Below are 20753 nucleotides of genomic sequence, written 5' to 3' on the forward strand. Positions count from 1 at the left end.
CCGGGCGGGTCCCAGATGAGTCCCGGGCGGGGCCTAGGCGGGCCGGGACGCTCCCGCGAAGGGCATCTCGTCGATCGGTGCGATGCGCACCGGGGCCCCCGGGTGCGGGGCGTGGATCATCCTGCCGCCGCCGATGTAGAGGCCGACGTGGCTGATGCCGGAGTAGAAGAACACCAGGTCACCGGGGGCGAGCTGGTTCCGGGCGACCCGCCGTCCGGCGTTGATCTGTGTGTACGTCGTGCGCGGCAGCGACACCCCGGCCGCCTGCCACGCCGCCTGCGTCAGCCCCGAGCAGTCGAAGCCGGACGGGCCGGTCGCCCCCCACACGTACGGCTTGCCGATGGCGGAGTAGGCGAAGGCCACGGCCCGGGCGGCCCGCCCCGAAGCGGCCGGGGCCGGTGCGGCGTGAGCGGCCCCGGCGGCGGCGAGCACCGTGTGCGTGGCCTCCTTGCCCGCGGTGCCGGCGGTGTCCACCGCGCCGTCGGCCGCCTCGACCGCCGTGCGCTCGGCGGCGGGCAGGGCGTCCAGCACCTCCTTCGCCTTGGCGAGCTTGGCCTCGACGGTGCGTTTGTGCGCCGCCAGCGCGGCCTCCTCGCGCCGGAGCTCCGAGAGCCGCGCCCCGGCGGTCGTACGGACCTGCTGGACGTCGCGGAGCTCGTGCCGCACCCGGGCCACCGCCACGGCCTGCCGGGTCCCGGCCCGGTCGGCGAGCGCGGCGCTCTCCAGGTAGCGGTCGGGACTGGAGGAGAGCAGCAGCCGCACCCCGGCGGGCATGCCGCCCTCACGGTACTGGGCGGTGGCGAAGGAGCCCAGGGCGTTGCGGGCGGCGTTCAGCCGCTCCGTCCGGCGGGCGGCCTCGTCCTGCAGCCGGTCGAGGGCGGACCGGGCCCGGTCGGTCCGCTCCTTGGCGCCGTTGTACTTCTCGGTGGCCACCTCGGCCTGCCGGTAGTAGCCCGCCACCTGGGTCTTCGCCTGGTCGACGGTGATCGCGGGGGTGGCGTGCCCGGTGCCCTCCAGAGCGGTGGCGGTGGCGGCGCCCGCCAGGGCCAGGGTGGCCGCGGTGCGCGCGGTGCTGCCGGCGAGCGGGTTCTGCTTGGGCTTTCGGTGCGTCGCCACGACGGCCGTCACTTCCTTCGGGTCCGGCAAGAGATGCCCGGCGGCGGCCCGCGCGAGGGGGGGGAGGGCGGGCCACCGCCGTCTGGATGAGGACGCTAAACCCCGGAATCGCAGGGAAACGGCCATGACCGGTATTGGCTGTAATCAGCCAATTGGTGACTGCGCCTGGCGGGCGATTCCCGATCGTACGGAAAGAACGGGGCCCGGACTGACCGAAGAGGCGATTACTCCCACCTCGCCGCCGATGGGTGGTATGGGCCCGGCTAGGGTCGTGCCCCATGGACGTACTCATTCACGCCGTCGTCGGCCTGCACATCATCGGCATCGCCGCCCTGCTCGGCGGCTTCATGACCCAGATGAAGGCCATGGGCAAGGGCACGGCGCGCATGGTTCCGGCGATGCTGCACGGCGCGCTGACCATGCTGGTCACCGGCGTCGCGCTGGTCGGCCTGAACCAGGCCGAGGACCACACCCTCAACACCGTCAAGATCGGCGTCAAGCTGGCGCTGCTGGTCGTGATCCTGGGCCTGGTCTACGTCAAGCGCGACGACGAGAAGGTCGAGGCGGCCGCCTTCGGCACGGTGGGCGCACTGACGGCAGCCAACGTCTTCATCGCCGTCCTCTGGGTCTGAGCGCCGGGGCCCCATTTCGGCCCCCGCAAGCCCCTGCCCGCCCTGTGGGCCTGGACACTGTCCGGCGGATCCGGGACCGGCTGTCAGCGGGGCGGCCTAGACTCGGGAGGCGATGAGCAGCCTCTTTGACGACAGCTTCCTGGCGGATCTTGCTCCCTCCGACGAGGAGCACCCGCCGCCCCCGGAGGACACGGCCCCGGAGCCCCTGCCGGACGACCTGTTCGGCGGCGCCTTCGACGCGCCCGTCCCCCGCGAGGCGTACTACCGCGACGGCGCCGCCCGGCCCGTCGTGGACCCCGCCGCGTTGCTGGAGGGCATGAACGAGCAGCAGCGCGCCGCCGTCGTGCACACGGGATCGCCGCTGCTGATCGTCGCGGGCGCCGGCTCCGGCAAGACCCGCGTGCTCACCCACCGCATCGCGCACCTGCTGGGCGCGCGGGGCGTCCACCCCGGCCAGATCCTCGCGATCACGTTCACCAACAAGGCCGCGGGCGAGATGAAGGAGCGCGTCGAGCAGCTCGTCGGCCCGCGCGCCCACGCGATGTGGGTGATGACCTTCCACAGCGCGTGCGTGCGGATCCTGCGCCGCGAGAGCAAGAAGCTCGGCTTCACCTCCTCCTTCTCGATCTACGACGCGGCCGACTCCAAGCGGCTCATGGCGCTCGTCTGCCGGGACCTCGACCTCGACCCGAAGAAGTTCCCGCCGAAGTCGTTCAGCGCGAAGATCTCCAACCTCAAGAACGAGCTCATCGACGAGGAGGCGTTCGCCGCGCAGGCGGCCGACGGCTTCGAGAAGACGCTCGCCGAGGCGTACGCGATGTACCAGTCGCGGCTGCGCGAGGCCAACGCCCTCGACTTCGACGACATCATCATGACCACCGTCCACCTGCTGCAGGCGTTCCCGGACGTGGCCGAGCACTACCGCCGCCGCTTCCGGCACGTCCTGGTCGACGAGTACCAGGACACCAACCACGCGCAGTACACGCTCGTGCGCGAGCTGGTGGGCACGCCGGAGACGGCCGGCGAGGAGGGCGTCGGCGAGCTGTGCGTGGTCGGCGACGCCGACCAGTCGATCTACGCCTTCCGCGGCGCCACCATCCGCAACATCCTCCAGTTCGAGGAGGACTACCCGGACGCCACCACGATCCTCCTGGAGCAGAACTACCGCTCCACGCAGACGATCCTCAGCGCCGCCAACGCCGTCATCGAGCGCAACCAGAACCGCCGCCCCAAGAACCTGTGGACCGAGGCCGGCGCGGGCTCCTCCATCACCGGCTACGTCGCCGACACCGAGCACGACGAGGCCCAGTTCGTCGCCGACGAGATCGACCGGCTGACCGACGCCAAGGACGCCAAGGCCGGCGACGTCGCCGTCTTCTACCGGACCAACGCCCAGTCCCGCGTCTTCGAAGAGATCTTCATCCGCGTCGGCCTGCCCTACAAGGTCGTCGGCGGCGTGCGCTTCTACGAGCGCAAGGAGGTCCGCGACGTCCTGGCGTACCTGCGGGTGCTCGCCAACCCCGAGGACACCGTCCCGCTGCGGCGCATCCTCAACGTCCCCAAGCGCGGCATCGGCGAGCGCGCCGAAGCCATGATCGACGCCCTCTCGCTGCGCGAGAAGATCAGCTTCCCGCAGGCGCTGCGCCGCGTGGACGAGGCGTACGGCATGGCCGCCCGCTCCGCCAACGCCGTCAAGCGCTTCAACGTGCTGATGGAGGAGCTGCGCACCGTCGTGGAGTCCGGGGCCGGCCCCGCCACGGTCCTGGAGGCGGTGCTGGAGCGCACGGGCTACCTCGCCGAGCTGCAGGCGTCCACGGACCCGCAGGACGAGACCCGCGTCGAGAACCTCCAGGAGCTCGCCGCCGTCGCCCTGGAGTTCGAGCAGGAGCGCACGGAGGACGAGCCGGGCACGCTGGCCGAATTCCTGGAGAAGGTCGCCCTGGTCGCCGACTCCGATCAGATCCCCGACGAGGACACCGAGGGCACGGGCGTCATCACGCTGATGACCCTGCACACGGCGAAGGGCCTGGAGTTCCCCGTCGTCTTCCTCACCGGCATGGAGGACGGCGTCTTCCCGCACATGCGCGCCCTGGGCCAGGTGAAGGAGCTGGAGGAGGAGCGCCGCCTCGCCTACGTGGGCATCACCCGCGCCCGCGAGCGGCTCTACCTGACGCGCGCCGGCATGCGCAGCGCCTGGGGGCAGCCCTCGTACAACCCGCCGTCGCGGTTCCTTGAGGAGATCCCCGAGCAGTACGTGGCCTGGCGCCGCACCGGGCCCTCGACGCCGTCCGCGTCCTCGCTGGGCGCCGGATCCGGCATCACCTCGGGCTTCTCCTCCTCCCGCAGCACCGGCCGCGGGAAGGCGGGGCCCTCCGGCTTCGCGACGCGCCGCGCCAACGACCGGCCCGTGGTCGCGCTGACCACCGGCGACCGCGTCACGCACGACTCGTTCGGGCTCGGCACGGTCATCGCCGTCAAGGGCAGCGGTGACAACGCCGAGGCCACCATCGACTTCGGCGGCGAGAAGCCCAAGCGGCTGCTGCTGCGGTACGCGCCGGTCGAGAAGCTGTAGCGGGCGGGGCCGTAGCGGGCCGGGCCGGTTGTCGTACCGGCCCGGTTGCGTACCGGCTGGCGTACCGGATTCGTGGCCGGCTTACGTCGGGTCGAAGCCGTGGCTGCGCAGCCACGGCAGCGGGTCGACGGCCGAGCCGCCGGGCCGCACCTCGAAGTGCAGGTGCGGGCCGGTGGAGTTGCCGGAGTTCCCGGAGTAGGCGATGACGTCCCCGGCCTTGACGGGCCCGGAGCGCACCTTGGTGCTGCTGAGGTGGCAGTACCAGGTCTCGGTGCCGTCGGGTGACGTCACTATGGCCATGTTTCCGTAGGCCACGTTGTACTGCGTACGGACGGTGCCGTCGGTGGCGGCCATGACGGGCGTGCCGTAGCCGACCGGGAAGTCGATGCCGGTGTGCACGGACATCCAGTTGACGCCCGCCTGCCCGTACATGGCGCTGAGGCCGTGCTGCGCGACGGGGAGCGAGAACTTCGGCCGCTCGCGTTCCTTCTTCGCCGCCTCCTCCGCCTTGCGCTTGCGCTCCTCCTCCTGGCGGGCCTTGAGGTCGATGCGCTCCTGGGTGCGGTTGGCGCGGCTGGCGAAGTCGTCGGCGCCCCGGCTGAGGCTGGCGAGCTGGGTGTCCAGCTTGCTGTTGGCCGCCTGGGTCTTCACGGCCGTGTCGGGGGCCGAGGCGGCGGTGGTCTTCGGGGTGTCCTTCTCGCCGCCGGACATCACGGAGGCGGCGGCGATGCCGGCCACGCCCATGACGGCGACCGAGGGCACGGCCACCGTCAGCAGCGCCTTGCGGCGCGGACGGTAACCGGCGCGGGGCGGCGCGCCCTTGCGCCGGTTGGCGCGGGCACGGTCCGGAACGTCGTCGTGGCTCGCTCGCGAGGGTGAGGGGAGCGCGACCTCCGGAGCGTCCGGCTCCTTCTCCTGCTCCGGCTCCAGGTCGAGGACGCTTATGGTGCGGGTCTCGGCGTCGGCGACGTTCCGGGCGGCGGGGACGGCGGCAGTGGGCGCGGGGGTGGGCGCGGCGTCGAGGTCGAGACCGGAGACGTCGACCATCACGGTGGGCGAGTGCGGGACGTCGGACGCGACCGGGGGAGCGGGCTGCGGCGGCGCCTGCCGGTGGTTCTCCATCGAGGCGTAGGCGCTGGTGTCCCACATCTGCGTCTGCTGGGTGCTGATGTCCCACTGGCCGGACGTGTCCGACTGGCCCGAGGTGTCCCAAGCGCCGGACGTGTACTGCCCGGTCGCGTCCCAACCCTGGGTGTGCGCCTGGTCGTAGCCGCCCGTGCCCCACTGGTCCCACTGGTAGCCCTGGCCGGAGGTGTCGTACGCACCGGCCGGCGAGCCGGCGGCGCTCCAGGCGCCCGTCTCCCACTGGCCGCTGTAGTCACCGGTGTGGTGCTGCCCGCTGTGGTGCTGGCCGGACTGGTGCTGGCCCAAGGGGTCGGTGTGGCCCGAGTGTCCCGTGTTACCGGTGAGGTCGTAACCGCTGAAATCCCACGTTTGGGTGTGTCCGGTGGTGCCCCACTGGCCCGCGGTGTCCCACTGGCCGGAGCTGTAACCGTCGTACGTGGTGTGGCCCTGCGGAATGCTCTGCTGCTCGTACGAGGCGTAGTGCCCGTAGGAGGCATCGGGAGCGGGAACGGACGGAGCCGGACCCGCCGACGGGTGACGGTCGTTCACCACCACTTCCATTTCGCCTTGGCAGCAGGAGAATTAGCGGCGACTGTACCCGGCGGTATGCGGCGACGACAATCTTCCTCGCGATGCGGCCGGTCGGGGACCGGGCATTTAGTCGCCTTTTGGCGGAGTGGGCCGTGATGGGTCGACCCGACGTTCGATATTCGTTCGATCCGTATCCGGCTCAATCCCGGATGATCAGGCCACGGACGCGGCGCCCGTGGCGCCCCTCTCCGTCTCGTCCGAGGTCAGCGCCTGCCGGATGCCCGCCGCCACCTCCGGGTGCACGGGCAGGGCGAGATGGCCCACGCCGCTCACGCGCACATTGCGCGAAATGAGATCCGGGTGGTCGATAGCGGCCGTCTCGACGGGGACCATGATCTGATCGAGGTCGCTCCAGAAGGAGATGAAATGCGTCGCGCAATGCGGGGCGGGCTCGCCCAACTCCGCGATGACATCCGAATCGGGGCGCATCTGCCGAACCAGCGGATGGGCGGACATCAGGGGCGCGACGCGCGTGCCGCCGTGCGGGGTGCCGAGCGTGACGAGGGTGCGGACGTGGGCGTCGCCGCCCAGCCGCTGCACGTAGTAGCGGGCGATCAGACCGCCGAGGCTGTGGCCCACCATGTCGACCCGCTCCCGGCCGGTGCGGGCGCAGACCTCCTCGACGTGCCGGCCGAGCATGTCGGCTGCGGTGCGGAGATCGCACGTCAGCGGGGAGTAGTTGAGGGACCAGACCTGCTGCCAGCCGTGGCGGCGCAGTGAACGCCGCAGCATGACGAACACCGAGCGGTTGTCGATGAAGCCGTGGAGGAGCAGCACCGGAGCGTGCCCCGCGGGCGGGGCCGCTGCGGCCGGCACCGTGGGGACCGCCGGGACGGGTGTGGTCGGAGCGGCGGAGGGGGCGGCAGGCGCCGGCGGGGGAACGGGGACGGGCGTGGGCGCGGGCACCGGCGGCGGTCGGCGTTCCTGGGCCATGCCGGTCGGATAGACCAGCAGATGCCCGGCGAGGATCGCCAGCTCCAGCACCGTGGAGCGCACGAGTGCGGCCGATGGGCGCACAAGAGCACAAGGGCGCAAGAAGATATGGAGAAACGACAAAGGCAAGGCTCCCATGGCCGACCGACCTCCCGAACAGCACGCAGGGAGCGACCCTCTCCCCCGTGTGCCCTCCCGGGCAGCTGTGCGCTGCCGGCCGGACCGCTGTGCCGCGCGGCTGTCGGCACAGGGGTGCGGCGGCCTCGTCGCGGCTCCCCTCGCGACCGTTCCCCGGCCCGGCGGCTCGCTCCGAGGGGCGCTTGCGGCCCGTGAGACGCGGGGTGCGGGAACGGTGCGTAGCGAACGTGGTGTCCCACGTGTGATTTCCCCCTCGGTCTCCACCGCGAAACGGCCGCGTGCGGGATGCTGGGGGATAACGTTCGTTCACGTCCCCGGCCCCTGGGCCCGGGGAGACCTCGCGGCCGGTTGACGGCACGTACTGGCACGTACATGGAGGCAGTGATGGGAGTGACCGGTCCGATCCGCGTGGTGGTGGCCAAGCCGGGGCTCGACGGCCACGACCGCGGCGCCAAGGTCATCGCGCGGGCGCTGCGCGACGCGGGCATGGAGGTCATCTACACCGGCCTCCACCAGACGCCGGAACAGATCGTGGACACCGCGATCCAGGAGGACGCCGACGCGATCGGCCTCTCCATCCTCTCCGGTGCGCACAACACCCTCTTCGCCAAGGTGATAGAGCTCCTGAAGGAGCGCGACGCGGCGGACATCAAGGTCTTCGGCGGCGGCATCATCCCCGAGGCGGACATCCCCCTCCTCAAGGAACAGGGCGTAGCGGAGATCTTCACCCCCGGCGCGACGACGACCGCGATCGTGGAATGGGTCAACACCAACGTCCGCGAGGCCGCAGGCGCCTGACACCTGTCGGTGGCGGTCGCCGGTGAACCCGCCCGGCCGCCCGAAAGACGTCGCCCACCCGCCGCCGGGCGGCGGGACGCTCTGTCCCAAGGGGGGGCGGTGTCAGGCGCCCACGCCGCCTGGCCGCCGCGCCGCCTCCGCCCGTAGCGACGGGTCTGCGCAGCCCCGCGCCCGCAGCGGCGGCGGGCCGTCCGCCGTGGTGACCGGCCTGCCCACGGGCGGGGTCGGTCGTCGGCCCCTGTAGCGACTGGCCGCTGCCGCCCCACCATCGGCAGCGGATCGCGCGGCCCGGGCGTCGGGGCTCCTGGCCGCCCGCGGGGCGGTGACAGGGCCGCCGCCCACCGCTCGTCGGCCGCCGGTCTAACGGGCCTCCTCGGTCGTCCCCTCGGCGAGTTCCCTCTGCATCGTGGCGCGTAGGCGCAAGGTGCCTATCAGGCGTTGGAACGCTTCCGTCCAGTAGTCGGATGCCACCGCCGGTTCGCCCGGGGTGGTCGTCAGGACGCTCAGGCGGTCGGCCTGGGCCGGGTTCAGGCAGCGTTCCGCCAGGCCCATGACGCCGCTGAAGCTCCAGGGGTAGCCACCCGCGTCGCGGGCGCTGTCCAGGGCGTCGACCACCGCGGCGCCCAGCGGCTCCGCCCACGGCACCGCGCACACACCCAGCAGCCGGAACGCCTCCGACAGACCGTGGACCGCGATGAATTCGGCCACCCACGCCGCCCGCTCCCCGGCCGGCAGGGCCGAGAGCAGCTTGGCCGGGTCCAGCCAGGACGAGCCCTGCGGCGCGGGCGGGTGGGCCGCGGGCCCGAGCAGCGCCCGTGACCACTCGGCGTTCCCCTGCCGGGCGGCAGCCCGGCACCAGGCGGCGTGCAGGTCCGGCTGCCAGCCGTCGGCGACCGGCAGTGCCACGGCCTCCGCCGCGCCCCCCACTCCCAGCCGCTCGCACCAGATCGCCAGCGGTGCCGCCTCCACCAACTGGCTCAGCCACCACGAGCGCTCGCCCCGCCCGGAGGGCGGCTTGGCCACGACGCCGTCCCGCTCCATCCCCGCGTCGCACTCGGGCGGCGCCTCCACCACGATGCGCGGGCCGCCGTCCGTGGTGCGGTCCAGGGCGACGCAGGCCCGGGCCCGGGCGGCCATGCGGGTCGCGAGCGCAGAACCGGGCAGGGTGGCCAGAAGTTCGGCAGCGGTGGAACGGACGTTTCGGCTCCGGTCCGACAGGGCCTGCTCCAGGAACGGCTCGTCGGCGGGGGAGAGCCGCTCGCGCAGGACGTCCAGGAACATCAGCCCGTCCTCCGCCCGTTCCTTCCCCCAGGCCGAGGCCAGCAGCTCGCGCCCCGCCGCCGGGTCCTGCCGCCGCAGGGCGGCGAGCACGGCCACCCGCTCGGCGAACAGCCCCTCCTCCCAGACGTGCCGCCCCTCCGCCCCGGCGACGGCGCCGGTCGCGGCGAGCGCCGCGCCCCCGGCAGCGTCGCCGCGCAGCGCGTACTTCCACTGCGGGTTGAGCCGGGCCAGCCAGAGGGCCCGGGGCCCGCCCAGGGCCAGCGCCTCCGGCCGCAGGTCGCTCCGGGCCCGGGCGGCCTCCAGCAACGCGGGCAGCAGTGCCTCCGGGGCCCGGAACCCGTGCCCGTTGGCCGCGGCCAGCCACTGCGGCAACAGCTCGGTGAGATCGGGCGCCGCGCCGCCCCGGCGCCCCGCGCCGCCGGGGCCGGCCCGGTCGGCGAGCAACTGTTCCAGCCGCCGCCGCGCGGCGGCGGGCAGCGGTGGCCGCCCGTCCTCCGGTGCGGGCTCGGGCCGCGCTCGCGCCACGACCGGCAGCAGCGCCGCCCGCCGCTGCACGGTCCGCACCGCCGCGGCGTCCAGCAGCGCCCCGGCGGGCTCCTGCCCCGGCTCCCCGACGCCCATGGGCACGGCACGCCGCTCGGTACCGAGCAGCGCGGTGGTGACGAGATCGTTCCAAGTGGTGGTCATGTGCCTGCTCCTCGCTGCGAGACCGTCGCTGGGTGAAAGAAGGGAAGAGGGCCGGTACGGAGGCGCTCAGAGCGCCACCGCGTCCGGCGCCCACGCCGCCAGCGGCGTGAAGCCCCAGTGGCCGCACTCCCCGAAGACCCGCACGGGGCCGCCGCCGGATATCGCCGCGAGCCGCCACAACCCCGCACTGTCCCCCTCGCACCGTGGGTCGACGGGAAGCGCCGACGCGCCGTCCGCGTCGGCCACCTGCCAGCCCCGGCCGTCCCCGCCCGGGACCGGCGTCACCGCGGACAGCACCACCGGCCACGCCTCCAGCCAGGGGTCGTCCCGCAGGGCCTCGCCGTACGCGCGCAGCGCCGCCGTCGTGTCCCCGCCCGGGGGCGGTTCCGGGCAGGGGGCCGGGGCGGCGTGCCGGGTGCCCAGCACCGCGCGCAGCGGCCGCGCGGACGGGTGGAAGACGAGATCGGCGTCCACGGCCAGGCCCACCGGCAGGGAGAGCTCGGGCGCGCGGCCGGCCGCGCCGTAGGAGAGGAGCAGGGCCATGCGGCCCGTGCTCCGGCCGTGGAGCCAGATGCGGCGGGTGATCAGACGGCCGTCGTCGCCGTCCCGCTGGGCCAGGACGAGCCAGTGATCGCGCACGGGCGGGGCGGAGGCCAGCAGCGCCGCCGCGTCCGAGGTGATGCCGACGCGGGCCCGGACCGTCGCAGCCAGCGGCTCGGGGAGCCGGTCGACGCGCAGGAAGCCCTGGTTGAGCGTGTGCAGCAAGGCGCACTCCTCCAGCAGCCTGGAGGCCCACTCCATGCCGGCCCCCGATCCGGCCGCCGAGGCCAACTCCCGTACCTGCGCGGCCAGCCCCGGTGCCTGGGCGTCGACCATGCGGGCCGCCGTCTCGTCCCACTGCCCGTAGCCGGCGCCCTCGACGGTCGCGAGCCCACCCCGCAGCAGGTCGGCCAGTCGCTGCTCCAACTCCGTTGCGCCCGCGGCGATCCGCTGCGCCCGGCGCTCCGCGCGGCGCCGGGCCGCCTCAGCGTTGGCCGGCGTCCGCTCCGTCGCGGCGGGCGCCCCGTCCGCCGCCCGCACCGCGCGCTGACGCCGCCGCTCCAGCCACCGCCCCGCCCAGTCGGGCGGCGCCCCGGCGGCGCACGGCACGACCGCCTCGCCCTCCGCCCACAACAACAGCAGGCCCAGGGCGTGTTTGCACGGGAACTTGCGGCTCGGGCAACTGCAGTGGAAGCCGGGGCCGTCCTGCCCCGACAGGTCCACGACCGTGCGGTACGGCGTGCCGCCGCTGCCCTTGCACTCCCCCCACACCGCGCCCGCGCCCCCGTCCGCGCGGCCGTCCCCGTCCGTGCTCGCGCCCGACCACGGCCCGGGCGTCGCGAGCTTGGCGCCCGCCTTGCGTGATGCGACGTCAGGAGCCAGTGCGAGCACCTGCTCCGCCGTCCAGCGTTCCCCCTGCGCATTCATGGTCCCGAAGGTAGAGGTACCCACTGACAATTGCCCTGACCAGCGCTTTTACTTCGCCGGGGCCGATTGTCAGTGGTGTGGTGCAGGGTTTGTCGCACAGCCCGGAAGCGCACGACGAGGGGGACTTGTGACCGTGCCCGGAATTGAGACCGAAGCCCTGCGACCGCATGCGGAGGACGCCTTCGCCGAGGAGCTGAAGGCCCTCGCGGCGGCCGACGACCGCCCCAGGCCCGCCCGTTGGCGCCTGTCGCCGTGGGCGGTCGCCACCTACCTGCTCGGCGGCACGCTGCCCGACGGCACCGTGATCACACCCAAGTACGTCGGCCCGCGCAGAGTCGTCGAGGTCGCCGTCACCACGCTCGCCACCGACCGCGCCCTGCTCCTGCTCGGCGTGCCCGGCACGGCCAAGACGTGGGTGTCCGAGCACCTGGCGGCCGCCGTCAGCGGCGACTCCACCCTGCTCGTGCAGGGCACGGCCGGCACCGCCGAGGAAGCCATCCGCTACGGCTGGAACTACGCCCGGCTCCTCGCCCACGGCCCCAGCCGCGAGGCGCTCGTGCCCAGCCCCGTGATGCGGGCCATGGCCGAGGGCATGACGGCACGGGTCGAGGAGCTCACCCGCATCCCCGCCGACGTGCAGGACACCCTCATCACCGTCCTGTCCGAGAAGACCCTGCCCATCCCCGAGCTGGGGGAAGAGGTGCAGGCCGTCCGCGGGTTCAACCTGATCGCCACCGCGAACGACCGTGACCGCGGCGTCAACGAGCTCTCCAGCGCGCTGCGCCGCCGTTTCAACACGGTCGTGCTGCCCCTGCCCGCCACCGCCGACGCCGAGGTCGACATCGTCGCCCGCCGCGTCGACCAGCTCGGCCGCTCCCTCGACCTGCCCGCCTCGCCCGACGGCATCGACGAGATCCGCCGCGTCGTCACCGTCTTCCGTGAGCTGCGCGACGGGCTCACCACCGACGGCCGCACGAAGCTCAAGTCGCCCTCGGGAACGCTCTCGACCGCCGAGGCGATCTCCGTCGTCACCGGCGGGCTGGCCCTGGCCGCCCACTTCGGCGACGGAGTGCTGCGCGCCGGGGACGTGGCCGCCGGAATCCTCGGCGCCGTCGTCCGCGACCCGGCACAGGACCGCGTCATCTGGCAGGAGTACCTGGAGACCGTCGTCCGAGAGCGCGACGGCTGGAAGGACTTCTACCGCGCCTGCCGCGAGGTGGCGGCATGAACGGGCCGGCCGCCCCGGCGCTGCTGGGGGTGCGCCACCACGGGCCGGGCTCCGCGCGGGCCGTGGTGGCGGCGCTCGACCAGTGCCGTCCCGGGGCCGTCCTCATCGAGGGCCCGCCCGAGGCGGACGCGCTCGTCCACCTCGCCGCCGAGGAGGGGATGCGCCCGCCCGTGGCCCTGCTCGCGCACGTCTCCGACGACCCCGGGCGCGCGGCGTTCTGGCCGTTCGCCGCGTTCTCGCCGGAATGGGCCGCCCTGCGCTGGGCGCTGGCCCACGACGTGCCGGTGCGTTTCATCGACCTGCCGGCGGCCCACTCGCTCGCGGCGGGCGGCCCCGTCGAGGAGGAGCCGGAGCCGGGCCCCGCCGGCCCGGGCCCGGCACCGCGCCTGGACCCGCTCGCCGCCCTGGCCGGCGCGGCCGGGTACGACGACCCCGAGCGGTGGTGGGAGGACGTCGTCGAGCACCACCGCGGCGGCGGCCCCGCCGCCGGCGACGCGCTCGCCCCCTTCCGGGCCATCGCCGAGGCCATGGCGGAGCTGCGGACCGCCTACGGTGACGACGGCGACAGCGTCGACGGGGGCAGCGGCGGCGCCGGCCGCGACACCGTGCGCGAGGCCCACATGCGGCTCAAACTGCGCGAAGCCCGCCGTGAGTTCGGCGACGGCATCGCCGTCGTCTGCGGCGCCTGGCACGTACCCGCCCTCGCCGGGAAGCGGACCGTGACCGCCGACCGGCAGCTGCTGAAGGGGCTGCCGAAGGTCAAGGCCGAGACGGTGTGGGTGCCGTGGACGCACCGCCGGCTCTCGCGCCGCAGCGGCTACGGCGCCGGCATCACCTCACCCGGCTGGTACGGGCACCTCTTCCACGCGCCCGACCGGCCCGTCGAACGGTGGATGACCACGGTCGCGCGCCTGCTGCGCGAAGAGGACCATCCCGTCTCCTCCGCACACGTCATCGAGGCCGTACGGCTCGCCGACACCCTCGCCGCGCTGCGCGGCCGCCCGCTCGCCGGCCTCACCGAGACGACCGACGCGATCCGCGCGGTGATGTGCGAGGGCTCGGACGTACCCCTCGCGCTCGTCCGGGACCGGCTCGTGATCGGTGACGTGCTCGGCGAGATCCCCGACGCCGCGCCCGCCTCGCCCCTGCAGCGCGACCTGACCCGCCTCCAGCGCACTCTGCGCCTCAAGCCCGAAGCGGCCGGCCGGGACTGTGAGTTCGACCTGCGCAAGGGCACCGACGCGGCCCGCAGCCGGCTGCTGCACCGGCTGCGGCTGCTCGGCGTCGGCTGGGGCGAGCCGGTCCGCTCGCGCGGCGGCCTCGGGACGTTCCGCGAGACCTGGCGGCTGTGCTGGGAGCCCGAGCTGGCCGTACGCCTCGCCGAGGCGGCGGTCTGGGGCACCACCGTGGAGAGCGCCGCCACCGCAAGGGCACAGTCCCTGGCCCACGAGGCGAAGGCCCTCGCCGACGTCACCACCCTGGCCGAGCAGTGCCTGCTCGCCGGCCTGGGGGAGGCCCTGCCCGTCGTCATGCGGGCCCTGTCCGAGCGCGCCGCCCTCGACACGGACGTCGGACACCTGGCACAGGCCCTGCCCGCCCTCGTCCGGTCCCTGCGCTACGGCGACGTGCGCCGCACGGACGCCGCAGCGCTCGGCGAAGTGGCCGCGGGGCTGGCCGAGCGCGTCTTCGTCGGTCTGCCCGCCGCCTGCTCGGGCCTCGACACGGACGCCGCGGCCCGCATGCGGGAGCACGTCGACGCCGTCCACCAGGCCGTCGGTCTCCTGGCCGGGCCCGGGGCGCCGGGCGAGTCCGGCATGCGCGAGCGGTGGGCGGCCGTGCTCACGGTGCTCGCCGGGCGGGAAGGACTGCCCGGCGGCATCCGCGGACGGGCCGCGCGGCTGCTGCTCGACGACGGGAAGCTCGCCGAGGGCGAGGCCGCCCGCCTCATGGGCCTCGCCCTCTCCACCGGCACCGCACCGGCCGACGCGGCCGCATGGATCGAAGGGTTCCTCGGCGGCGGCGGATCCCTGCTGATCCACGACCCACGCCTCCTCACCCTCGTCGACGACTGGCTCACCGGCGTCCCGCCGGACGCCTTCACGGGCGTGCTGCCGCTGCTGCGCCGCACCTTCTCCGCGTTCGAGGCGGGGGTCCGCCGGGCCCTCGGCGAGCAGGTGAGGCGCGGCCCGGCGAGCGAGGACGCGGGCCGGGCGGCACAGGAGATGGGGATACCCGGCTTCGGCGCCGCCCTCGACGAGGAACGGGCGGAGGCCGTACTGCCGACCATGCGCCTGCTGCTGGGCACGACACCGACGGGAGGAACGGGACGATGAACACGGCACCCGCCACACGGACGACCGGGGCCGACGAGCGGCTGCGACGCTGGCGGCTCGTCCTCGGGGGCGAGGGCGGCGACGGCACCGGATGCGCGCTCGCCGGCACCGACGCCGCCATGGACCGGACGCTGGAAGCGCTCTACGGCTCCCGGCCCGGCACCGGCCGGGAGCGGGGCGGCGGCCCGCGCGAGGGCGGGCTCGGCGGCTCCGCGCCGCGGGTCGCGCGCTGGCTGGGGGACATCCGCACGTACTTCCCGGCGTCCGTCGTTCAGGTGATGCAGCGCGACGCCATCGACCGGCTCGGGCTGTCCGCCCTGCTGCTGGAGCCGGAGATGCTGGAAGCCGTCGAGGCGGACGTCCACCTCGTCGGCACACTGCTCTCGCTCAACAGGGCCATGCCCGAGACGACGAAGGAAACGGCCCGCGCCGTCGTCCGCAAGGTCGTCCAGGACCTGGAGAAGCGCCTGGCGAGCCGCACCCGCGCCACGCTCACCGGCGCCCTCGACCGCTCCGCCCGCGTCAGCCGCCCCCGCCACCACGACATCGACTGGGACCGCACCATCCGGGCCAACCTCAAGAACTACCTGCCCGGGTACCGCACGGTCGTCCCGGAACGCCTCATCGGCTACGGCCGCGCCGCGCAGTCGGTGAAGAAAGAGGTGATCCTCTGCATCGACCAGTCCGGCTCGATGGCCGCCTCCGTCGTCTACGCCTCCGTCTTCGGCGCCGTGCTCGCCTCGATGCGGGCCCTCGACACCCGCCTCGTCGTCTTCGACACCTCCGTCGTGGACCTCACCGAGCAGCTGACCGACCCCGTGGACGTGCTCTTCGGCACCCAGCTCGGCGGCGGCACGGACATCAACCGCGCGCTCGCCTACTGCCAGTCGCGGATCACCCGGCCGGCCGAGACCGTTGTCGTCCTCATCAGTGATCTCTACGAGGGCGGCATCCGTGACGAGATGCTCAAGCGGGTGGCGGCGATGAAGGCGTCCGGCGTCCAGTTCGTCACCCTGCTGGCGCTCTCCGACGAGGGGGCTCCCGCCTACGACGCCGATCACGCGGCGGCGCTGGCGGCCCTGGGCGCCCCGGCCTTCGCCTGCACGCCGGACCTCTTCCCCGACGTCATGGCCGCGGCCCTGGAGAAGCGCCCGCTCCCCATACCGGAGGCGTGAGGCGGCCATCAGGTATACCCCTGGACGTGCGGCCGCCGCCGGGATCTGTGAGCGTAATCACGGCCAGAGTGTGACCTGTGATTTAGGGAGCCCCCGCCCTCGGGGATAACCTGCGAGACGGACATGCCGCGTCAACGGTGAACGTGTGCCGCCCTCGTAAAAGATCGCGTCGTCACGCTGCCCCGCGGCACGCCCGCGCAGACAACGAACCGCGATATCCATGGAAAAGGGACGGACGCGCGTGGACCTGTTCGAGTACCAGGCGAGGGACCTCTTCGCCAAGCACGGTGTACCGGTGCTGGCCGGTGAAGTCATCGACACGCCTGAGGCGGCGCGCGAGGCCACTGAGCGTCTGGGCGGCCGTTCGGTCGTCAAGGCTCAGGTGAAGGTCGGCGGCCGCGGCAAGGCCGGCGGCGTGAAGCTGGCCGCGACCCCGGACGAGGCCGTCGCCCGCGCGACGGACATCCTCGGCATGGACATCAAGGGCCACACGGTCCACAAGGTGATGATCGCCGAGACCGCTCCGGAGATCGCCGAGGAGTACTACGTCTCGTACCTCCTCGACCGCACCAACCGCACCTTCCTGGCCATGGCCTCGGTCGCCGGCGGCATGGACATCGAGGAGGTCGCCGCGACGACCCCCGAGAAGCTCGCCAAGGTGCCGGTCGACGCCAACGAGGGCGTCTCCATCGAGAAGGCCCGCGAGATCGTCGCCCAGGCGCAGTTCCCGGCCGAGGTCGCCGAGAAGGTCGCCGAGGTCATGGTGACCCTGTGGAAGACCTTCGTCGCCGAGGACGCGCTCCTCGTCGAGGTCAACCCGCTCGCCAAGGTCGCCAGCGGCGAGGTCATCGCCCTCGACGGCAAGGTCTCCCTGGACGCCAACGCCGAGTTCCGCCAGCCGGAGCACGAGGCGCTTGAGGACAAGGCCGCGGCCAACCCCCTTGAGGCGGCCGCCAAGGCCAAGGGCCTGAACTACGTCAAGCTCGACGGTCAGGTCGGCATCATCGGCAACGGCGCGGGTCTGGTCATGTCGACCCTCGACGTCGTCGCCTACGCCGGTGAGAACCACGGCGGCGTCAAGCCCGCCAACTTCCTCGACATCGGTGGCGGCGCCTCCGCCGAGGTCATGGCCAACGGCCTTGAGATCATCCTCGGCGACCCGGACGTCAAGTCCGTCTTCGTCAACGTCTTCGGTGGCATCACCGCCTGCGACGCCGTCGCCAACGGCATCGTCCAGGCCCTGGAGCTGCTCAAGTCCAAGGGCGAGGACGTCAGCAAGCCGCTGGTCGTCCGCCTCGACGGCAACAACGCGGAGCTGGGTCGCAAGATCCTGACCGACGCCAACCACCCGCTGGTGCAGCAGGTGGACACCATGGACGGCGCCGCCGAGCGCGCCGCCGAGCTGGCTGCGAAGTAAGGAACGAGGTCACAAGAACACCATGGCTATCTTCCTCACCAAGGACAGCAAGGTCATCGTCCAGGGCATGACCGGCTCCGAGGGCCAGAAGCACACCAAGCGCATGCTGGCTTCCGGCACCAACATCGTCGGCGGCGTGAACCCGCGCAAGGCCGGCCAGACCGTCGACTTCGACGGCACCGAGGTCCCCGTCTTCGGCACCGTCAAGGACGCGATGGAGAAGACCGGCGCCGACGTCACGGTCATCTTCGTCCCGGAGAAGTTCACCAAGGACGCGGTCGTCGAGGCCATCGAGGCCGAGATCCCGCTGGCCGTCGTGATCACCGAGGGCGTCGCGGTCCACGACACCGCGCAGTTCTGGGCGCTCGCCCAGGCCACGGGCAACAAGACCCGCATCATCGGCCCCAACTGCCCGGGTCTCATCAGCCCCGGCCAGTCCAACGCGGGCATCATCCCGGCCGACATCACCAAGCCCGGCCGCATCGGTCTCGTGTCCAAGTCCGGCACGCTGACCTACCAGATGATGTACGAGCTCCGTGACCTCGGCTTCTCGTCCTGCGTCGGCATCGGTGGCGACCCGATCATCGGCACCACCCACATCGACGCCCTCAAGGCGTTCGAGGCCGACCCCGACACCGACATGATCGTCATGATCGGCGAGATCGGCGGCGACGCCGAGGAGCGGGCTGCGGACTTCATCAAGGAGCACGTCACCAAGCCGGTCGTCGGCTACGTGGCCGGCTTCACCGCGCCCGAGGGCAAGACCATGGGTCACGCCGGTGCGATCGTGTCCGGTTCCTCCGGCACCGCGCAGGCGAAGCAGGAGGCCCTTGAGGCCGCGGGCGTGAAGGTCGGCAAGACCCCGTCCGAGACGGCTCGCCTCGCGCGTGCCGCCCTGGCCGCGCTGGCCGGCTGACGACGTCGTCGTCGCTGACGTTCCGACCTCGCCCGGTCTTCGGCCTTCGGGCCGGTGCGTCACACTTCAGGCCGTGGGCCCGTCCCCCTCCCGGGGGGCGGGCCCACGGCCGTCTGCACGACATGGCGGTTTTACGAAACGGTCATAGGTGTATTCCTTGCCATACAAGCGACACGACGGTCATTTGCCAGCTACCGGACGGAAAGCCGTGTTATTGGCAGCATGGCCCCGTGAGCCAATACGCCGATCACGGACCGCCGTCCCCGTCGTGGCCCCGGTCCGCCGTGACCGGGCCGTCGTCCGCGGCGTCCACGGTGTTCTTCGGCGGGATGCTCGCCGCCGGGCTGGGCATCGGGACCATCTCCATGATCGTCCTGGCCCTGTGGATCACCTCGCCGTACCCCGACAACGGTCCCGCCGGTGCGCTGCGCATCGCCGCCGACCTGTGGCTGCTGGCCCATGGCGCCTCGCTCGTACGGACCGAGACGCTCTCCGGCGGCCCCGCGCCGCTCGGGCTGACGCCGCTGCTGCTGTCGGTCGTGCCCTGCACCCTGCTCTACCGCGCGGCCCGGCACGCACTCGAACCCCCCGAGAGCGCGGCCCCGGACGAGCCCGGGCCGCTGCCCCGCGTCGCCTTCACCGCCATGCTCGGCGGCTACCTGCTGGTGGGCCTCGCCGCGGCGCTGTACGCGTGGTCGGGCCCACTGCGGGTAGCGCCGCTCAGCGCGCTGGTGCACCTGCCGCTGGTCGCGGGCGGATTCATCGCCGCCGGCGTCTGGCGGGCCGCCGGACGCCCGGGCTGGAGCGCGTCGCCACTGCTGTGCCGGGTGGTGCCGGGGTTCGTGCGCCGGTGGCTCACCCGCGCCCGGCTGACCGCGGTCGTGCGCACCGGGGCGCTCGCGACCGGGGTGCTGCTCGGCGGCGGGTTCCTGCTCGTGGCCGTGTCGCTCGCCCTGCAGTCGGGTGAGGCGCAGGAAGCGTTCGTCCAACTGGCCCCGCGCTGGTCGGGGCGGGTGGCGGTGGGCCTGCTGAGTGCGGCCCTGCTGCCCAATGCAGTGGTCTGGGCAGCGGCGTACGGGCTCGGGCCGGGGTTCACGGTGGGGGCGGGCAGCCTCGTCGCACCGCTGGGGCTGGTGACGGCCCGTCCCGTGCTGCCGCGCTTCCCGCTGCTCGCGGCGCTCCCGGCGCCGGGCCAGGCCGGACCACTGGCGCTGGCGGGCGCGGCTGCGGTGGTCGCGGGGGCAGGGGTGGTGGTGGCCCGGGCTGCCGTGCCGAAGCGCGGCGTTGCCGGGGGCCTGGGGCGGGTGGGGCGCCGGGAAGTCGCCGCTACCGCGCTGTTGGGAGCGGTGGTGTGCGGGGCCTTGATGGTCGTTCTGGCGTACGCGTCGGCGGGGTCGCTCGGCAACGCCGTGCTGGCCGACTTCGGCCCGAACTGTTGGCGCACGGGCGCGGCGGCCGCCGCCTGGGCGGCTGCAATCGGTGTCCCGGGCGCCTTGGTGGTGCGCTGGAGGCGTGAAGTTTCTGCCGCGCGCCGTGGGCTTGCGGACATCGCGCGCCGCGGTGAAAGCGACGACGTGGTCTTGAAGGGATGGCGGCGCGTGGGGCACGCGCTGGGTCTGGCGGTCTCGACGCCGCCGTCCGTGGTGTCGCCGTCGGCGTCGGAACCCGACGCGGAGGGCGAGGCTGAGGCCGAGTCGCCCGACCCGGTCTCTGACCCTGTCCCCGCCCCTGATCTGGATCCGGAAGCGGAGCAGTGTGACGACGAGCCCCCGCGCTCGTGGTGGCGGGCCCTCGCGGGCTATTTCGGCTTCGGTGCGCGGGGGGCGGCGGAGCTCGCGCCGGAGCAGGTGGCGTACGAACCGGAGACGCTGCCCGTACTGCCCCAGCCGAACGCGGCACCGCCGGCGGAGGCGGCCGAGTCCGTCGAGGGCGCTTTGCGGGGTGAGCGACGTCGTCGCTGGCGGCCGCCTCGGCGGAAGACGGCCCGCCGTGACAAGCCCCGCCACAAGTCACCGCCTCCGCCGTCCCGGGGGCCGCTCGACGCGCCGGACGCCTGGCACGATCCGGCCGCGAGGCGACGGCGGTGGGCGGCCCTGAAGGACTCGGGTGGCGGTCTCGTGCCGGACTTCACCCCTCAGGAGCCGGTTTCCCCGCCCGAGGAGCATCGCTGACCGGCCGTGCCGTGCGCACGGCGGTGGGCCCTGCGGGCGACGGACCGGAGGGGCCGGGGTGGGGTGGGCCCTGGCAGGGGGCGTAAAGCGATATTTGCGGCTACGGAGGCGGTTCGCGCTACGGCTGCGGGGGCCGTAAATATTGCAGCCCCCAGAAGGGCCCGCCCCCCCCC

At 73.5% G+C, this 20753-nt stretch carries 14 protein-coding genes; 9 read left to right on the forward strand and 5 right to left on the reverse strand.

From position 1 onward, the window contains the following. Positions 1 to 33: 33 nt before the first annotated feature. Complete coding sequence (locus LE181_RS09900; RefSeq protein WP_225660837.1) at positions 34 to 1116, reverse strand: C40 family peptidase; 1083 nt, start codon at positions 1114 to 1116, stop codon at positions 34 to 36. Between the two features lie 278 nt (positions 1117 to 1394). Between LE181_RS09900 and LE181_RS09905 the strand changes: the two genes are divergently transcribed. Together LE181_RS09905 and pcrA are read left to right on the forward strand one after the other, a co-directional pair. Next, the gene (locus LE181_RS09905) at positions 1395 to 1748 is read left to right on the forward strand and encodes a hypothetical protein (protein WP_225660838.1); all 354 of its coding nucleotides are present in this window, start codon (positions 1395 to 1397) and stop codon (positions 1746 to 1748) included. Between the two features lie 112 nt (positions 1749 to 1860). Then, positions 1861 to 4320 carry a DNA helicase PcrA gene (gene pcrA / locus LE181_RS09910; RefSeq protein ID WP_225660839.1) on the forward strand — a complete coding sequence of 820 codons (2460 nt, stop codon included), beginning with the start codon at positions 1861 to 1863 and terminating at the stop codon, positions 4318 to 4320. Positions 4321 to 4401: 81 nt separating this feature from the next. Here the strand turns inward: pcrA and LE181_RS09915 are convergent, their stop codons facing one another. Both LE181_RS09915 and LE181_RS09920 read right to left on the reverse strand, forming a co-directional pair. Continuing rightward, positions 4402 to 5994 carry a M23 family metallopeptidase gene (locus LE181_RS09915; RefSeq protein WP_225660840.1) on the reverse strand — a complete coding sequence of 531 codons (1593 nt, stop codon included), beginning with the start codon at positions 5992 to 5994 and terminating at the stop codon, positions 4402 to 4404. A 195-nt stretch (positions 5995 to 6189) separates the two neighbouring features. Beyond that, on the reverse strand, positions 6190 to 7107 hold the full coding sequence (locus LE181_RS09920; protein WP_225660841.1) for an esterase/lipase family protein: 918 nt from the start codon (positions 7105 to 7107) through the stop codon (positions 6190 to 6192). 384 nt (positions 7108 to 7491) lie between these two features. Here LE181_RS09920 and icmB point away from each other — a divergent pair, with 384 nt between their 5' ends. Beyond that, positions 7492 to 7905, forward strand: a complete 414-nt coding sequence (icmB, locus tag LE181_RS09925) for a coenzyme B12-dependent isobutyryl CoA mutase small subunit (RefSeq protein ID WP_190111181.1) — start codon at positions 7492 to 7494, stop codon at positions 7903 to 7905. A gap of 360 nt (positions 7906 to 8265) precedes the next feature. Here the strand turns inward: icmB and LE181_RS09930 are convergent, their stop codons facing one another. Next, positions 8266 to 9873, reverse strand: a complete 1608-nt coding sequence (locus LE181_RS09930) for a DUF5691 domain-containing protein (protein ID WP_225660842.1) — start codon at positions 9871 to 9873, stop codon at positions 8266 to 8268. A gap of 66 nt (positions 9874 to 9939) precedes the next feature. After that, the gene (locus LE181_RS09935; RefSeq protein WP_225660843.1) at positions 9940 to 11340 is read right to left on the reverse strand and encodes an SWIM zinc finger family protein; all 1401 of its coding nucleotides are present in this window, start codon (positions 11338 to 11340) and stop codon (positions 9940 to 9942) included. Between the two features lie 127 nt (positions 11341 to 11467). Here LE181_RS09935 and LE181_RS09940 point away from each other — a divergent pair, with 127 nt between their 5' ends. From LE181_RS09940 to LE181_RS09965, 6 genes are all read left to right on the forward strand, one after another. Beyond that, entirely contained in the window at positions 11468 to 12568 is a 1101-nt protein-coding gene (locus LE181_RS09940; RefSeq protein WP_372458301.1) for an ATP-binding protein, read from the forward strand. Continuing rightward, positions 12565 to 14901, forward strand: a complete 2337-nt coding sequence (locus LE181_RS09945) for a DUF5682 family protein (RefSeq protein WP_225660845.1) — start codon at positions 12565 to 12567, stop codon at positions 14899 to 14901. The genes LE181_RS09940 and LE181_RS09945 overlap by 4 nt, the downstream gene beginning before the upstream one ends. Beyond that, the gene (locus LE181_RS09950) at positions 14898 to 16076 is read left to right on the forward strand and encodes a VWA domain-containing protein (RefSeq protein WP_225660846.1); all 1179 of its coding nucleotides are present in this window, start codon (positions 14898 to 14900) and stop codon (positions 16074 to 16076) included. Before LE181_RS09945 ends, LE181_RS09950 begins: the two co-directional genes overlap by 4 nt. Positions 16077 to 16317: 241 nt before the next feature. Continuing rightward, positions 16318 to 17493 (forward strand): ADP-forming succinate--CoA ligase subunit beta, encoded by a 1176-nt coding sequence (gene sucC / locus LE181_RS09955; protein ID WP_225660847.1) that lies wholly within the window; start codon positions 16318 to 16320, stop codon positions 17491 to 17493. A 22-nt stretch (positions 17494 to 17515) separates the two neighbouring features. Then, the gene (gene sucD / locus LE181_RS09960; RefSeq protein WP_225660848.1) at positions 17516 to 18409 is read left to right on the forward strand and encodes a succinate--CoA ligase subunit alpha; all 894 of its coding nucleotides are present in this window, start codon (positions 17516 to 17518) and stop codon (positions 18407 to 18409) included. Positions 18410 to 18639: 230 nt separating this feature from the next. Beyond that, positions 18640 to 20580, forward strand: a complete 1941-nt coding sequence (locus LE181_RS09965; protein WP_225660849.1) for a cell division protein PerM — start codon at positions 18640 to 18642, stop codon at positions 20578 to 20580. Positions 20581 to 20753 lie beyond the last annotated feature (173 nt).

The organism is Streptomyces sichuanensis (assembly GCF_020328095.1).
In the GTDB taxonomy this organism is placed as follows: Bacteria; Actinomycetota; Actinomycetes; order Streptomycetales; family Streptomycetaceae; genus Streptomyces; species Streptomyces cinnamoneus.

Excerpts from the sequence above, each read along its gene's own strand:
- LE181_RS09905 (WP_225660838.1), top strand. The coding sequence starts at position 1,395 with ATGGACGTACTCATTCACGCCGTCGTCGGCCTGCACATCATCGGCATC.
- pcrA (WP_225660839.1), top strand. The coding sequence starts at position 1,861 with ATGAGCAGCCTCTTTGACGACAGCTTCCTGGCGGATCTTGCTCCCTCC.
- LE181_RS09920 (WP_225660841.1), bottom strand. The coding sequence starts at position 7,107 with ATGGGAGCCTTGCCTTTGTCGTTTCTCCATATCTTCTTGCGCCCTTGT.
- icmB (WP_190111181.1), top strand. The coding sequence starts at position 7,492 with ATGGGAGTGACCGGTCCGATCCGCGTGGTGGTGGCCAAGCCGGGGCTC.
- LE181_RS09930 (WP_225660842.1), bottom strand. The coding sequence starts at position 9,873 with ATGACCACCACTTGGAACGATCTCGTCACCACCGCGCTGCTCGGTACC.
- LE181_RS09935 (WP_225660843.1), bottom strand. The coding sequence starts at position 11,340 with ATGAATGCGCAGGGGGAACGCTGGACGGCGGAGCAGGTGCTCGCACTG.
- LE181_RS09945 (WP_225660845.1), top strand. The coding sequence starts at position 12,565 with ATGAACGGGCCGGCCGCCCCGGCGCTGCTGGGGGTGCGCCACCACGGG.
- LE181_RS09950 (WP_225660846.1), top strand. The coding sequence starts at position 14,898 with ATGAACACGGCACCCGCCACACGGACGACCGGGGCCGACGAGCGGCTG.
- sucD (WP_225660848.1), top strand. The coding sequence starts at position 17,516 with ATGGCTATCTTCCTCACCAAGGACAGCAAGGTCATCGTCCAGGGCATG.